This window comes from Paracoccus aeridis, from assembly GCF_004923205.2.
Lineage (GTDB): Bacteria > Pseudomonadota > Alphaproteobacteria > Rhodobacterales > Rhodobacteraceae > Paracoccus > Paracoccus aeridis.
Genome location: NZ_SELD02000006.1, coordinates 96,949 through 111,103, shown reverse-complemented (window position 1 = coordinate 111,103; position 14,155 = coordinate 96,949). Strand labels below are relative to the sequence as shown.

Sequence of the window (14,155 nt, the reverse complement as noted above, 5' to 3'; positions counted from 1 at the left end):
CGGCCGCCGCTTCCCATATCCGCCGCGGCCGCGACTTTCGGGCAGGAGCCCCGCATGACCCAGAACCGCCCCTTGAACCCGGTCTATCCGGCGCTGAACCGCAGCTACCCGTCCGACTTCACGGTGGACGACCAGTACCGCGCGACCCTGCCCGACCTGCAGAACGGCCCCGCGAGCCTGATCGTCGGCGCGCGGCGGCTGATCCAGCATGTCGGCATCTCGAACTTCCGCCTGCCGATCCGCTACCGCCGCAAGGATGGCGGAGAGATCGTGCTGGAAACCAGCGTGACCGGCACCGTGAGCCTCGACGCGGGGCGCAAGGGCATCAACATGTCACGGATCATGCGCTCGTTCTACGCCCACGCCGAACAGCAGTTCTCGCTTGGGGTGCTGGCGGCGGCGGTCAGCGACTACAAGGACCACCTCGACGCCTTCGACGCCCGGCTGCAGATGCGGCTCAGCTACCCGATGCGGGTGGGGTCGCTGCGGTCGGGGCTTGAAGGCTGGCAGTACTACGACGTCGCGATGGAACTGATCGACCAGGGCGGCGAGCGGCTGCGGGTGATGCATTTCGACTATGTCTATTCCTCGACCTGCCCCTGCTCGCTGGAACTGAGCGAGCACGCGCGCGAAAGCCGCGGCCAGCTGGCGACGCCCCATTCGCAGCGGTCGATCGCCCGGATCTCGGTCGTGATGAACGGCCACGACAAGCTGTGGTTCGAGGACATGGTCGCGCTCTGCCGCCGGGCCGTTGCCACCGAAACGCAGGTGATGGTCAAGCGCGAGGACGAGCAGGCGTTCGCGGAACTGAACGCCGCGAACCCCATCTTCGTCGAGGATGCGGTGCGCGCCTTCGCCCGCGAGCTGGAGGCAGACCCCCGGATCGGCGACTTCCGCGTCATCGCGAGCCACCAGGAATCGCTGCACTCGCACGATGCGGTCAGCCTGCTGACCGAAGGCCCGACGTTCGAGCAGGTAAGCCTCGATCCCGCGACCTTCGCGGGGCTGCGCGCCTGACCCGGCGGTCCCCGCTCAGGGCACGTCGTCGATGATCGCCCGTCGCGACGCGGACGCGAATTCGCGCCGCAGGTTCGTCGTCACGACCAGCACCGTTCCCGCGAGCAGCCCCAGCGGCCCCAGCATCCAGCCCGCCGCGCCAAGTGCAAAGTAGACCGCGCGCAGCCCGGCGTTGAAGTTGCGGGCGGCGTTGATGTTGACCTCGGCCGCGGCGCGGGCGCGCCGCAGCGCGTTCGGGGCCGCGGGATCGTTCGGGACCGCCGCCATCATGATCGCGCAGTAGCCGAACAGGCGGTACGACCAGATGAACTTCAGCAGCGCGTTGGCCACGAAGCCGAGGATCAGCAGGATCTTGAGCTTGAGAAGCAGCGTCGGGATCTCGCTCGCGTCCAGTTCGCGCGCGAGTCCGCTAAGCGGCTCGGTGTTGCCGATCAGCGCCAGCCCGCCCCCCAGCGCGATCATGCAGGCCGAGGCGTAGAACGCCGTACCCTCGCGCAGGCCCACCAGCGTGTTGCCGTCGAAGATGCGGCTGTCGCGGGTGACGAGCTCTGCCATCCAGTCGTGCCGGTAGCGCTTCATCAGGTGCGACACGGACGGGCGGCCGCGCGGCGGATGCTCGATCAGCTGCCCGATCCCGAACCAGGCGGCAAGCAGCAGCACGAGCGCCGCGACGTCGGCGACCGTAAGGGTCAGGGGCAGGTTGTTCAGCAGTTCCATGGCCGCAGACTAGCCGCACGCCGCGGCGCGGGCCAGCGTTCCCGGATGCGTCCCGGATGCGTGCGGGCGGCGTTCACGGCCCTTGAACGGCGCCGCGCGGGTTCTAGATTCGTGGTGTGCCGGATGGCGTGACGCGCCGGCATGTGGCCCGCCCGGATGACCGGGGGGCGGCAACTCACATCGCTTATGAAGGATGCGAACATGCGTAACATGGATCTTGCCCCGCTCTATCGCGCCTCGGTCGGCTTCGACCGGATGGCCGACCTGATGGACCGGGCCCTTTCGGCCGACATCGCCGCGCCGACCTATCCGCCCTACAACATCGAGAAGACGGGCGAGAACGCGTACCGGATCTCGATCGCGGTGGCCGGCTTCTCGGCCGACGATCTCAACGTCGAGATGAAGGACGGCGCCGTGATCGTGTCGGCCCGCAAGGCCGAGGATGACGGGCAGCATACCTACCTGCACCGCGGCATCGCGACCCGCGCGTTCGAACGCAAGTTCGCGCTGGCCGACCACGTCCGCGTCGAGGGCGCGAGCCACGTCGACGGGATGCTGCACATCGAACTGCTGCGCGAAGTCCCCGAGGCGCTGAAGCCGCGCAAGATCGCGATCTCGCGCACGGCCGCCCGCACGGTCGACGCGCAGCCTGATGACGCCCGGCAGGTCGAGCAACTGGCCAACTGATCCGCCCCTCGGGACCGGATCTTCGGGGCGCAGCGCCGTTGGGGCGCTGCGCCCTTCTTCATGCCGGCTGCCGTTTCAGCCCGATCACCCGGCCCACCTGGGGCGGCACGGGCAGCGCCGCGTGGGCCGCCGCGACCGCCTGCAGCCGCGCGAGGACCGGCGGCTCCCACGGCGCCACCCGCCGCGTGGACAGGTCCACGCTGAGGACCAGGTTCTCGGTGACCGCGGCCACGAAGCCGGCACCGGCATGCGCCATCGTCTGCACGTAGTGCAGGCGCTTGGCGTCGACGGCGAGCACCTGCAGCGATATCCGGACCCTGTCGCCCGCGTTCAGTTCGCGCAGGTAGTGGATATGCGCTTCCGCCGTGAACACCGACATGCTGCCGGTCGCGGTCTGGTCCGGCCCCACGCCCAGCCCGTTCAGGGCGGTGTCCACCGCATGGTCGAACAGGACGTGGTAATAGGCCATGTTGAGATGGCCGTTGTAGTCGGTCCAGTTATCGCGGACCACCTGCTCGGGGGTGAGGATCGGGGCCGCGATCTGGGCCGCGATCCGGGCCGGGGCGAAGGCAGGGTTGGTCGCGTCGCCTGTCATTCGTGCCTCCCATCCATCATCGGTGCCGCGGTCGGGGGTTTCGCAACGACCCCGGGCAGCGTAGAAACCCCCGACTGCAAAGGGAAGCCATGCCATGATCGGCCGTCTCAACCACGTCGCCATCGCCGTGCCGGATCTTCAGGCGGCAGCTGCGCGCTATCGCGACACGCTGGGCGCGGTCGTGCGCGATCCGCAGGACGAACCGGACCACGGCGTCACGGTCGTCTTCATCGAACTGCCGAACACCAAGATCGAGCTTCTGCACCCGCTCGGGGACGACAGCCCGGTGCGCGGCTTCCTGGACAAGAACCCCTCGGGCGGCATCCACCACCTGTGCTACGAGGTCGAAGACATTCTCGCCGCCCGCGACAAGCTGCGGGCAGACGGCGCGCGGGTACTGGGCGACGGCACGCCCAGGATCGGCGCCCACGGCAAGCCGGTGCTGTTCCTGCACCCCAAGGACTTCGACGGCTGCCTTGTCGAACTGGAGCAGGTCTGATGTCCATCACCGGCGCAATCGTCCTTTACGCCACGCTGTGGTTCCTGTGCCTGTTCCTGATGCTGCCTATCGGGCATCGCAGCCAGGAAGACGAAGGCAGCATCGTGCCGGGCACCCACGCCGGGGCCCCGTCCGAGGCGAGACTGGCCCGCAAGGCGATCTGGGCCACGCTGCTGTCGACGGCGATCTTCGCGGTGATCGCGTGGGTCATCCTGGCGGACATCGTGACCCGCGCCGACATGACGTCGTTCAACCCGCTGGGGGTCTGATCCGGCCGTCGCGCCGCGTGACCAGGTGGAAGAGGTGGGTGAAGGACGCGGCCGCCAGCACCGGCACGACGACGTTCACCACCGGGACCGTCAGCAGCGCGGCGATCGCGACGCCGAGCGCCACGACCGCGACCCGCTCGCGCCGGCGCAGTTCGTCGGCGTGGTCGGGGCCGACATGGCGGCGCGCGACCATGGCGAAGAACTCGCGCCCCAGCAGCCAGCCGTTTGCGAGGTAGAACGCCACAGGCGCCAGCGGTCCGAGGAACGGCGACAGGATCAGCAGCGCGACCGCGATCCCCAGCGCGGCCGCGACCACGGCAAGCGATTCCAGCAGGCCGTCGAGGAAGTCGGTGGACCGGCCGCGCCGGTCGGGGTAGTGCGCCTGCTCGACCCGCGCCGACACCTGTTCGGAAAACAGCCCCGCGAACCCGGCCGCGACCGGGGTCATCAGGAAGAAGCCGAGCACCGGGAACAGCGCGAGCGATCCCCATGACAGCGCCGGGCCGATCTCGACCGCGCCGATCCATGGCAGGGTGAGCAGGTCGGGGCCGAACGCGGCGATGGCCCAGAAGATCGCGGCCTGCAGCGCCACGAACAGCAGGATCGTCAGCGCGACGCCCAGCATGACGACGCCGAAGATGCGGGGCCGCAGCAGGTCGGTGAAACCGCGCGCCAGCGCGAGCGGCAGGGCAGCAAGTCCCGTCATGGCAGGAAGCTGGTGATCGCCGCCACGTCGGGGCGCGGCCGGTCGGGAATGTCGCTGCCGCCGCGGGTGCCGATGTGGATGAAGCCCGCCACGCGTTCATTCGGGCCGAGGCCCAGATGCGCCTGCGCGAAGTCCGCGTCGCTCGCCCGTCCCGAAAGCCACGACGCGCCCCAGCCCGACGCGAGCGCCGCGTTCAGGAGCGACAGGCAGACGGCGCCCGCGGACAGGAACTGCTCCCACTCGGGAACCTTGTGTCCCGCCTGCGGCGAGGACACGACGGCGACGATCACCGGCGAGCCGAAGGCGTCGCGCGCCTTGGCCACCGCCGCCTCGTCCCCGCCGCACGCGGCCACGTAGTCGCCCAGCACGGGGGCGAGCCGGTCCAGCGTCGCGCGTTCCAGCACGACGAAACGCCACGGGACCAGTTTTCCGTGGTCGGGCACCCGGGCCGCGATGGTCAGAAGCTCGGCCAGCTCCGACCGCGACGGTGCCGGACCCCGCAACGTCCTGGGCGGGTGGGACCGCCTGCGGCGAAGGAAATCCAGCGTCTCGGTCATGTCGCCTCCGGTCGTTCCAGGATCAGCCGCGCAGGATCGAGCGGCCGGCGTATTCGGCGGTTTCCCCCAGCATCTCCTCGATCCGGATCAGCTGGTTGTACTTGGCCAGCCGGTCCGACCGGGCCAGGCTGCCGGTCTTGATCTGGCCGCAGTTCGTGGCCACCGCAAGATCGGCGATGGTCGCGTCCTCGGTCTCGCCCGAGCGATGCGACATGACGCTGGTGAAGCCGGCGCGATCGGCCATGCGGACGGCGTCGAGCGCCTCGGACAGGGTGCCGATCTGGTTGACCTTCACCAGCAGGCTGTTGCCGCAGCCGCGCGCGATCCCCTCGCGCAGCCGCTCGGGGTTGGTGACGAACAGGTCGTCGCCGACCAGTTGCACCAATCCGCCCAGGCGGTCCGTCAGCAGCTTCCAGCCCTCCCAGTCGTCTTCCGAGCAGCCATCCTCGATCGACAGGATCGGATAGTCGGCGCAGAGCGCGGCGAGGTAGTCGACGTTCTCGGCGGCGCTGAGCGACAGCCCCTCGCCTGAAATCTCGTACTTGCCGTTCTTGAAGTATTCCGTCGCGGCGCAGTCGAGCGCCAGCATGATGTCGTCGCCCGGCTTGTAGCCCGCCTTCTCGATCGCCCGCAGGATGAAGTCGAGCGCGTCGCGGGTGGACGAGAGGTTGGGCGCGAACCCGCCCTCGTCGCCGACGCCGGTCGCGAGGCCGGCGGACGACAGCTCCTTCTTCAGCGTGTGGAACACCTCGGAGCCCATGCGGACGGCGTCGCGGATGCTTTCCGCGGCGACAGGCATGATCATGAATTCCTGGATGTCGATCGGGTTGTCGGCATGCTCGCCGCCGTTGATGATGTTCATCATCGGAACCGGCAGGACGCGGGCGCCGGTGCCGCCGACGTAGCGGTAGAGCGGCTGCGCCGTCGCCTCGGCCGCCGCCTTGGCGACCGCCAGCGAGACGCCGAGGATCGCGTTCGCGCCCAGGCGGGACTTGTTGGGGGTGCCGTCCAGCTCGATCATCATGCGGTCGATCGCCAGCTGCTCGGTCGCGTCCTCGCCCACCAGGTTCTCGGCCAGCTCGCCGTTGACCGCGGCGACCGCTTCCAGCACGCCCTTGCCGAGGTAGCGCCCCTTGTCGCCGTCGCGCTTCTCGACCGCCTCGTGCGCGCCGGTCGATGCGCCCGACGGCACCGCCGCGCGGCCCATGGTGCCGTCCTCGAGCGTGACATCGACCTCGACGGTCGGGTTGCCGCGGCTGTCGAGGATTTCGCGGGCGAAGATGTCGATGATGGCGGTCATGGGCGCGCTCCTGAAAGGGTTCGCCTGTGTCTTAGCCGCCGCGTCCGGGCGGGGGAAGCTTGGTGGCGCTAACCGGCGAAAGGTTCGAGGTCGGCCCAGATCGGCAGGTGGTCGGACGCGCGCCGGGCCAGCGGCGTGTCCAGAACGCCGGTCTGCAGCACCCGCAGCCGGGGCGAGATCGCGATCCGGTCGTAGCGCAGTTGCGGGAAGGGCGCGGGCCAGCTTGGACCGGGCGCGATCACGTCCAGCGGCTGAAGTGATTCCAGCCCGCGATCATCGCGCCATTCGTTGAAGTCGCCCGTCAGCACCAGCGCCTCGGACCCGATCCGGGCGGCCTTCGCGACCAGCCGGGCAAGCTGCTGGCGGCGCGACGACCGGGCCAGCCCGAGATGGATCGCGACCACGGTCACGTCGGGCAGCATCAGCGCCAGCGCGCCGCGCGGCTCGATCCCCGGCAGGGGCAGGCGGCGCAGCCGGGCGCTGGCGGCAAGGTCGGGACGCAGCAGGAGCGTCTGCCCGTGCCAGCCCAGCGACAGGCTGGAGGTGCCCAGATGCGGCGCGGGGACAAGGCCGGTCATGTCCTCGATCAGCGCGCGGGGAAGAGCTTCCGGCCGGGCGCCAAAGCGGAAGTCGACTTCCTGCAGGGCCACCACGTCGGCTTTCAGGTCGGCGATCACGGCAAGGTTCCGCTCGGGCGCGTGGGGGCCGGTCATGCCGCGGCACTTGTGCAGGTTGTAGCTTGCCAGTCTGAACTTCATGCCGTCGTTCTTCGTGCCCGGTTCGTGCGCTGCGACAGAAGTCAGGTGCCGCAGAACGTGACCCGGACCTCTTCCCCGGCCTGAGGGGACAGGCAAAGATCGTCCCAATCGGGGTCGGCGTCAAACGGTGCGGCGAGGGCGCGGTTCAGCCGGTGGAAGGGCTGGAAATCGCCGCCGACGCCCGCGTCGATCACCTGTTGGATGCGGTGGTTGCGCGGGATCCGGACCGGGTTGGCGCGGGCGGCGAGGTCGAGATCGGGCCTGCGCGCGTCCCAGTCGCTGCGCCACGCGGCGAAGGGGGCGGGGTCGGCGAACTCCGCCTGAGCGCTGCCGTCGGCGAGGCCGCGGAAGACGCGGGTGAAGTCGGCCTGCTGCGCGGCCATGATGTCGAGAAGGCGTTCGACCAGCGCGCGATCCCCGGGCGCGGGATCGGCAAGGCCGAGCTTGGCGCCGAACCGCTTCAGCCAGGCCGCCTGGTAAAGCGCGGGGAAGCCGTGGACGACGCGCGTCGCCTCTTCCACCGCGTGCTGTTCCTCGCCCATGATCGGGATCAGGCAGCTTGCAAGCTGCGCGAGGTTCCAGACCGCGACGCGCGGCTGTTCGGACCAGGCGTAGCGCCCGCCCCGGTCAATCGACGAGAACACCGTGTCGGGGTGGTAGGCATCCATGAAGGCGCAGGGGCCGTAGTCGATCGTCTCGCCCGACACGGCCATGTTGTCGGTGTTCATCACGCCGTGGACGAACCCCAGCGCCATCCACGCCGCGACCGTGTCGGCCTGCCGCGACACCACGCCGCGCAGCATGCCCATGGCGTCGCCCGCGTCGGGGTAGTGGCGGGCGATGACGTGGTCCGCCAGCGCCTGCAGCCGCTCGATGTCGCCGCGGATGGCGAAGAACTCGAACGTGCCGACGCGGATATGGCTCGACGCGACGCGGGTCAGCACCGCACCGGGCAGCGCGGTTTCGCGGATCACGGTCTCGCCGGTCGTGGCGGCGGCGAGGGCGCGGGTCGTGGGGACGCCTGCCGCGAACATGAATTCGCTGACGAGGTATTCGCGCAGCACCGGGCCGAGCCACGCGCGCCCGTCGCCCCGGCGGGAGAACGGGGTAGGGCCGGAGCCCTTCAGCTGTATGTCGAAGCGGGCGCCGTCGGGGGCCACGACCTCGCCCAGAAGCACCGCGCGGCCGTCCCCGAGTTGCGGCGAGAGGCCGCCGAACTGGTGCCCGGCATAGGCCTGCGCGATCGGGTCGGCCCCCGGCGGCATCAGGTTGCCGGCCAGCATCGCCGCACCGGCGGGACCGCGCAGCCAGTCGGGATCGAGCCCCAGACGCCGGGCCAGGTCGTCGTTCACCGCGACGAGGCCCGGGTTTCCGACCGGCGTCGGCGCGGTCCGCGAATAGAAGCCGGGTCCAAGGCGCGTGTAGCTGTTGTCGAAACGAGGTGCTGTCATCTGCCTTATCTGGGTCTGGCCCGTCCGGTTTGTAAGGGCCGGCAGAAGGCGCAGACAAGAAAACGGCCCGCCGTCGCTGGCGGGCCGTCTGTTTCAATGACCGTCTCAGCGGTGGTAGCGCAGCCCGCCCCACAGCTTGCTTTCGTCGCGGTGGCGACCGCCCCGGACCGCGCCGATATAGGCGGCGGCACCGGCGATCAGCGACGAGGCGGCCAGCAGGAAGGCCGACAGGATCGCGGCCTGGCGCGCCTTTTCGGCGGCGTCGATCGCGGCCTGGGCCGCCTGCTGCGCGGTGGTCTCGGCTTCCTGGCGCAGCGTCTCGGCCTGCTGGCGCGCGTTCTCGAGCGTGCGCTCGGCCTCGGCCCGGATTTCCTGGGCCTGGGTGACGGCCGCGTCCACGCGGGCGTTCACCTCGGCCTCGGACAGCCCGGTGCGGGCCGCCGCGGCCTGGACGAGGTACTGCCGGTCCCGCTCGCTGATCTCGCCGGTGCGGATCAGCGACATGAGGATGCCGCTCACCTCGCGGCGAAGTGCCGCTTCGGAATAGCCCGCGCCGGGCGCATCCTGCCGCAGCAGCCCGTCGGTCAGGTAGTCGAGCGGGTTCGACGCCAGCCCCTCGGGCAGCGCGTCGGCCAGCGTGCCGTCCGCGGCCGCGCCCGCCGCGGCGCCGCCGGCGGCCTGGCCCAGGCCGGACACCGCCCCGCCCGCAAGCTGGCCCGCACCCGAAACCACGCCGCCGGCCAGCTGGCCCGCGCCCTGCGCGATGCCGCCGATGGCCGAGCCTGCCGCGTTCACGGCGGTGCCCGCCGCGGAACCCACCGCCTGCGCGCCGGTGCCGATGGCGCTGGCCGCGATCCAGCCCGTCAGGATCATGCCGAGCGCCCAGACCACCAGCCCGTGGATCCCGTCCCGCGCCGTGACCTCGTCACGGCTGGACGCATCCACGCGCTTGCGCAGCCGCCCCGCGATGTACCCGCCGAGCATGTAGATGGCGACCATCGAGATGGCCGTGAACAGCGCCGTGAGCGCCAGTCCCCAGCCGCTGATCATGTTCCCGTCCGGGTCGGGCGAGATCGCCCCCAGCCCCAGCGCCGCCGCGAAGGTGGTCAGCACGATCGAGGTGCCGGCGGCGATCGCCGCACCCGCAAGGATGGCGCCCCAGTCGACATAGCCGCGGTCGCTGTCGCCCGGTTGCGGCGCGCCCGCCGAGCCTGGAAGGCTGCTGCCCGAGGTGGAGTTGCGTTGCATCAGCGCAGGCCCAGGAGCGACAGGATGAACAGGACGACCACGACCAGGCCGACGAGATAGATGATCGAATTCATGAGAGTCCCCTTTGCTGGGCCGACGGTGGTGGCGGCCTTCAGGCGTCCAACGTCCCCGGTCGCCGCCAGTTCCGGTTTTTCTGCGCACAATCAAAAGCTAACGCGGGGCGGGACGGGATCCGCGCAGCTGCGCGGCCCATGATCGACACGGTTGCGCCCGGCAACCCCGCGTATTACCCATGTCCCTTGCTTGACAGAGGACCGCCATGAAGTTTCTCGACCTCGCCAAGGTCTACATCCGCTCGGGCGGCGGCGGCGCCGGCTGCGTGTCGTTCCGGCGCGAGAAGTTCATCGAGTACGGCGGTCCCGACGGTGGCGACGGCGGACGCGGCGGCGATGTCTGGGCCGAGGCGGTGGACGGGCTGAACACGCTGATCGATTTCCGCTACCAGCAGCACTTCTTCGCGAAGTCCGGCCAGCACGGGATGGGCGCGCAGCGGACCGGCGCCTCGGGCGACGACATCGTGCTGAAAGTGCCGGCGGGGACCGAGATCCTCGACGAGGACCAGGAAACCGTGATCGCCGACCTGACCCATGCGGGCCAGCGCGTCCTGCTTGCCAAGGGCGGCAACGGCGGCTTCGGGAACCTGCACTTCAAGACCTCGACCAACCGCGCGCCGCGCCGCGCCAACCCGGGGCAGGAGGGGATCGAGCGCACGATCTGGCTGCGGCTCAAGCTGATCGCGGATGCGGGGCTGGTGGGTCTGCCGAACGCGGGCAAGTCCACCTTCCTTGCGGCGGTGTCGAACGCGCGGCCCAAGATCGCCGACTATCCCTTCACCACGCTGGTTCCCAACCTGGGCGTCGTGGGCGTGGACGGGCACGAGTTCGTCATGGCCGACATCCCGGGCCTGATCGAGGGGGCGTCGGAGGGCAGGGGCCTCGGCGACCAGTTCCTGGGCCATGTCGAGCGGTCCAACGTGCTGTTGCACCTCGTCGACGGCACCTCCGAGGACGTGGCGGCGGATGCCCGCACGATCCTGGCGGAGCTCGAGGCCTATTCCCCGATCCTCGCCGAAAAGCACCGCATCACGGTCCTGAACAAGATCGACGCGCTGGACGAGGACACCGCCGCGGAACGCCGCGCCGCGCTTGAAGCCGAGATCGGCGGCCCCGTCATGGCGATGTCGGGCGTGTCGCGCGAGGGCGTGACGGACGTGCTGCGGGCGCTGTGGACGCGGATCGAGCCGACCCGGCAGGCGGCGGCCCCCGAGGACAGCGGGACATGGCAACCCTGAGCGCCGGAAACGTTGACGGCGGGGCCCTGAACGCCGGGCCCCTGAACGCCGGGGCGACCGGGGCGGGCGGCCGCGTTCCGGACATCGCCCGCGCGCGGCGTCTTGTCATCAAGATCGGCAGCGCGCTGCTGGTGGACGGGGGCGGGCTGCGGACCGGATGGCTGCACGCGCTCTGCGACGACGTGGCCGACTGGCGCCGCCGCGGCGCGGACGTGATCGTGGTGTCGTCGGGGTCCATCGCCCTGGGGCGGCGTGTCCTTGACCTGCGCCCCGGTCCCTTGACCCTGGAACAGGCGCAGGCTGCTGCGGCCGTGGGCCAGATCCGCCTGGCCCGCGCCTACGAGGAGATGCTCGCCCCGCACGGCGTCACCACGGGCCAGGTGCTGGTCACGCTGGAGGATTCGCAGAACCGCCGCCGCTATCTCAACAGCCGCGCCACGATGGAGACGCTGCTCGCCCTTGGCGTGGTCCCGATCGTGAACGAGAACGACACCGTCGCCACAGACGAGATCCGCTTCGGCGACAACGACCGGCTGGCCGCGCAGATCGCCGTCACCTGTGGGGCGGACCAGCTGCTGCTGCTGTCGGACGTGGACGGGCTTTACACGGCGAACCCCAAGACCGACCCGGATGCACGCCACATCGCGCTGGTCGACCACATCACGCCCGAGATCGAGGCGATGGGCGGCAATCCGGTCAGCGGGCTCAGCAAGGGCGGCATGAAGACCAAGCTGATGGCCGCGCGCACCGCCGTCGCGGGCGGCTGCGCGATGGCGATTGCCGAAGGCTCGGTGCTGCGGCCGCTGTCGGCGGTCGCGGGCGGCGCGCGGGTGACGTGGTTCCTGCCTGAGGGCGATCCGCAGGCCGCGCGCAAGCGCTGGATCGCCGCGATGAAGCCCCGGGGCGAGCTGGTCGTCGATGCAGGCGCCGCGCGTGCCCTGGCCGACGGGCGTTCGCTGCTGCCGGCCGGCGTCCGGTCGGTCGCGGGCAGTTTCGGCCGCGGCGATCCGGTGCTGATCCTCGACGAGGACGGCACGACGCTGGCGCAGGGGATCGCGCGTTACGACGCCGCGGACTCGCGCCGCATCGCGGGGCTCCGCAGCGACGAGATCGGGGCGGTTCTGGGCTATGATCCGCGCGCGGCGCTGGTCCACCGCGACGACATGGCCGTGGGGCGCTGAACGGGCATCACGGCACGACAGCAAGGGGAACCGACGCCGCCAGCAGCCGTTCCGATGCGGGAAGCGGGAAAGGGGCGCGGATGAGCGACGAACAGATCAAGGTCGATGACCATGCGCCCTCGGACCTGCCCGCCAAGGCGCGCGAGACCTATGGCGAGAAGCTGGAGCTCGGTCCGGCGAAGATCCTCACCCTTGGGTTTCTCGCGGGAATCTTCATCGGCTTCGGCTCGATCGCGTTCCTGGTCGTGAAGGCGGTTCCCGACGCCGCGGTGCCGTTCGGGGTCCTGCAGTTCGCCTCGGGCCTGGCCTTCTCGCTCGGCCTCGTGCTGGTGGTGGTGGCCGGGGCGGAACTGTTCACCGGCAACACGCTGATGCTGGTGCGCCGCTACAGCGGCGAAAGCGCCCTGTCGGACATCCTGGGCGCGTGGGCGCTGGCGTGGCTCGGCAACCTCGCCGGCTCGATCTTCGTGGTGGCGCTGTTCTTCGCCGCCGGCGGGCACGAGGCGGGAGACGGGCTTCTTGCCGGCGCGGCGCTGGAGGTTGCCGGCGACAAGACGGCGAAGGGCGCGTGGGCAACGTTCACGTCGGGCATCCTCGCCAACATGCTCGTGTGCCTCGCCGTCTGGATGACGTTTGCCGCGCGCAGCGTGCAGGGCAGGATCCTCGCGCTGGTGCCACCCATCGCGACATTCGTCGCGGCGGGGTTCGAGCATTCGGTCGCGAACATGTCCCTGATCCCGGCGGGTCTTGCGGTGCTGTGGACCGACCCTGCCGCGACGGCCGATCCCTCGCTGGGGATCGGGGGGTTCCTGCTCAACCTGCTGTGGTCGACGTTGGGGAACATCGTGGGCGGCGGGCTGATCGCGCTTGGCTCCTGGTTCAGCTACGACCGGGATTGACCGCGACCGGACTGACCGGCAACCGGGCCTGACCGGCGGCGTCGCAGGTCGCGGCGCGGCCTTCAGCTTTTCTCGGGGATCCTGCGAAGGTGGGCGCGGCGGCGCTGGCGCGCCTCGCGCAGGTGCGACATGTGCGCGGCGCCGGGTCCGGGCGGGGGCAGGTCCAGCACGGCGCGGCGCAGCTGCGCGATCCCGTCCTCGGACGATTTCGGCAGGCTGCCCGCGTCGATCGGCTTGCCCACCGTGATCTTGTAGGTGTGCCCCGCCTTGTTCAGCACCTCGTTGAACAGCGTCACGTCGCGCAGCGTCGGGTGGACTGCATCCAGCAGGTAGAACAGCGCCGAGTTGCGCGCCCGGATCCGCAGCGGGATCACGGGGGCGTCGAACTTGCGCGCGATCATCACCGCGCTCGCCATCCAGGGCCGCTCGTGCAGGGTAAGCCCGTGGCGCTTGGCCAGCCGCCCCGACGGGAAGATCAGCCCGATCCGGCCCTGGCCCAGGGCGGAGCGGGTGTAGTCCATCGTCGCCTTGGTCTTGGCGTGGCTGCGCTTTTCCACCCGCCATTCGACCGGGGCGATCAGCTCCTCGGTCTGGGGCAGCACGCGGACCATGTCGTGGTTGGCATAGATGAACAGGTCGTCGCGCACGGCCGAGACGACCGCGTGCAGGACGATCCCGTCCGCGATCCCGGTCGGATGATTCGACACGATCAGCGCAGGCCCGGTCGCGGGGATGTTCTCGAGCCCGTCGATCCGCAGGTCGCGCACGATCAGGGCCGAGATGCGGCGCATGATCTCCTCGGTGGGAAGATCGCGGAACTCGGTCGCAAGCTCCATCGTGCGCGGGTAGCGCAGCAGCCGCATCATCGCGGCCTTGGCCAGCCGGTGATGCGGCTTGCCCGAAAACAGCCACGGCGCGCGCTCCTCGATCAGGGGATCGATGCGCTGCTCCATCTCGTC

General features: G+C 70.4%; 16 protein-coding genes and 1 pseudogene. 7 read left to right on the top strand and 10 right to left on the bottom strand.

From position 1 onward, the window contains the following. Positions 1–12: 12 nt before the first annotated feature. Positions 13–1,017 (top strand): annotated as a pseudogene (gene folE2 / locus ELI80_RS02975) (GTP cyclohydrolase FolE2); the annotation flags it as partial. Between the two features lie 15 nt (positions 1,018–1,032). On the opposite strand, the gene ELI80_RS02970 reads toward folE2, so the two are convergent. Further along, positions 1,033–1,734, bottom strand: coding sequence for a DUF599 domain-containing protein (locus ELI80_RS02970; RefSeq protein WP_136649504.1), 702 nt, complete (start codon positions 1,732–1,734; stop codon positions 1,033–1,035). Positions 1,735–1,935: 201 nt separating this feature from the next. Between ELI80_RS02970 and ELI80_RS02965 the strand changes: the two genes are divergently transcribed. Further along, positions 1,936–2,421, top strand: coding sequence for an Hsp20 family protein (locus ELI80_RS02965; protein ID WP_136649503.1), 486 nt, complete (start codon positions 1,936–1,938; stop codon positions 2,419–2,421). Between the two features lie 58 nt (positions 2,422–2,479). On the opposite strand, the gene ELI80_RS02960 is transcribed toward ELI80_RS02965, so the two are convergent. Then, entirely contained in the window at positions 2,480–3,016 is a 537-nt protein-coding gene (locus ELI80_RS02960; RefSeq protein ID WP_136649502.1) for a thioesterase family protein, read from the bottom strand. A gap of 94 nt (positions 3,017–3,110) precedes the next feature. Between ELI80_RS02960 and mce the strand changes: the two genes are divergently transcribed. After that, positions 3,111–3,515: a methylmalonyl-CoA epimerase gene (mce, locus tag ELI80_RS02955; protein WP_136649501.1), complete on the top strand. Its 405-nt coding sequence runs from the start codon at positions 3,111–3,113 to the stop codon at positions 3,513–3,515. After that, complete coding sequence (locus ELI80_RS02950; RefSeq protein ID WP_136649500.1) at positions 3,515–3,784, top strand: DUF1467 family protein; 270 nt, start codon at positions 3,515–3,517, stop codon at positions 3,782–3,784. The genes mce and ELI80_RS02950 overlap by 1 nt, the downstream gene beginning before the upstream one ends. On the opposite strand, the gene ELI80_RS02945 is transcribed toward ELI80_RS02950, so the two are convergent. From ELI80_RS02945 to ELI80_RS16010, 7 genes are all read right to left on the bottom strand, one after another. Continuing rightward, the gene (locus ELI80_RS02945) at positions 3,765–4,490 is read right to left on the bottom strand and encodes an EI24 domain-containing protein (RefSeq protein WP_136649499.1); all 726 of its coding nucleotides are present in this window, start codon (positions 4,488–4,490) and stop codon (positions 3,765–3,767) included. The two genes, ELI80_RS02950 and ELI80_RS02945, sit on opposite strands and share 20 nt — an antisense overlap. Then, a complete protein-coding gene (locus ELI80_RS02940; protein ID WP_136649498.1) occupies positions 4,487–5,047 on the bottom strand; it encodes a nitroreductase family protein in 561 nt (186 codons plus the stop codon). Before ELI80_RS02940 ends, ELI80_RS02945 begins: the two co-directional genes overlap by 4 nt. A 22-nt stretch (positions 5,048–5,069) precedes the next feature. After that, a complete protein-coding gene (gene eno, locus ELI80_RS02935; RefSeq protein WP_136649497.1) occupies positions 5,070–6,347 on the bottom strand; it encodes a phosphopyruvate hydratase in 1,278 nt (425 codons plus the stop codon). Between the two features lie 68 nt (positions 6,348–6,415). After that, positions 6,416–7,105, bottom strand: coding sequence for an endonuclease/exonuclease/phosphatase family protein (locus ELI80_RS02930; RefSeq protein WP_136649496.1), 690 nt, complete (start codon positions 7,103–7,105; stop codon positions 6,416–6,418). Between the two features lie 41 nt (positions 7,106–7,146). Further along, entirely contained in the window at positions 7,147–8,556 is a 1,410-nt protein-coding gene (locus tag ELI80_RS02925; protein ID WP_136649495.1) for a protein adenylyltransferase SelO, read from the bottom strand. 105 nt (positions 8,557–8,661) lie between these two features. Continuing rightward, positions 8,662–9,804: a hypothetical protein gene (locus ELI80_RS02920; protein ID WP_236641296.1), complete on the bottom strand. Its 1,143-nt coding sequence runs from the start codon at positions 9,802–9,804 to the stop codon at positions 8,662–8,664. Further along, a complete protein-coding gene (locus ELI80_RS16010; RefSeq protein WP_161596414.1) occupies positions 9,804–9,968 on the bottom strand; it encodes a hypothetical protein in 165 nt (54 codons plus the stop codon). The genes ELI80_RS02920 and ELI80_RS16010 overlap by 1 nt, the downstream gene beginning before the upstream one ends. A gap of 116 nt (positions 9,969–10,084) precedes the next feature. Between ELI80_RS16010 and obgE the strand changes: the two genes are divergently transcribed. The 3 genes from obgE (at position 10,085) to ELI80_RS02905 (ending at position 13,196) form a co-directional block, all read left to right on the top strand. Then, positions 10,085–11,116, top strand: a complete 1,032-nt coding sequence (gene obgE / locus ELI80_RS02915; RefSeq protein ID WP_136649494.1) for a GTPase ObgE — start codon at positions 10,085–10,087, stop codon at positions 11,114–11,116. Next, the gene (gene proB, locus ELI80_RS02910) at positions 11,104–12,297 is read left to right on the top strand and encodes a glutamate 5-kinase (RefSeq protein ID WP_136649493.1); all 1,194 of its coding nucleotides are present in this window, start codon (positions 11,104–11,106) and stop codon (positions 12,295–12,297) included. Before obgE ends, proB begins: the two co-directional genes overlap by 13 nt. 80 nt (positions 12,298–12,377) lie before the next feature. After that, positions 12,378–13,196, top strand: a complete 819-nt coding sequence (locus ELI80_RS02905; protein WP_136649492.1) for a formate/nitrite transporter family protein — start codon at positions 12,378–12,380, stop codon at positions 13,194–13,196. 62 nt (positions 13,197–13,258) lie between these two features. Here ELI80_RS02905 and ELI80_RS02900 read toward each other — a convergent pair whose 3' ends face one another. After that, positions 13,259–14,149, bottom strand: coding sequence for a 1-acyl-sn-glycerol-3-phosphate acyltransferase (locus ELI80_RS02900; protein ID WP_136649636.1), 891 nt, complete (start codon positions 14,147–14,149; stop codon positions 13,259–13,261). Between the last annotated feature and the right edge of the window lie 6 nt (positions 14,150–14,155).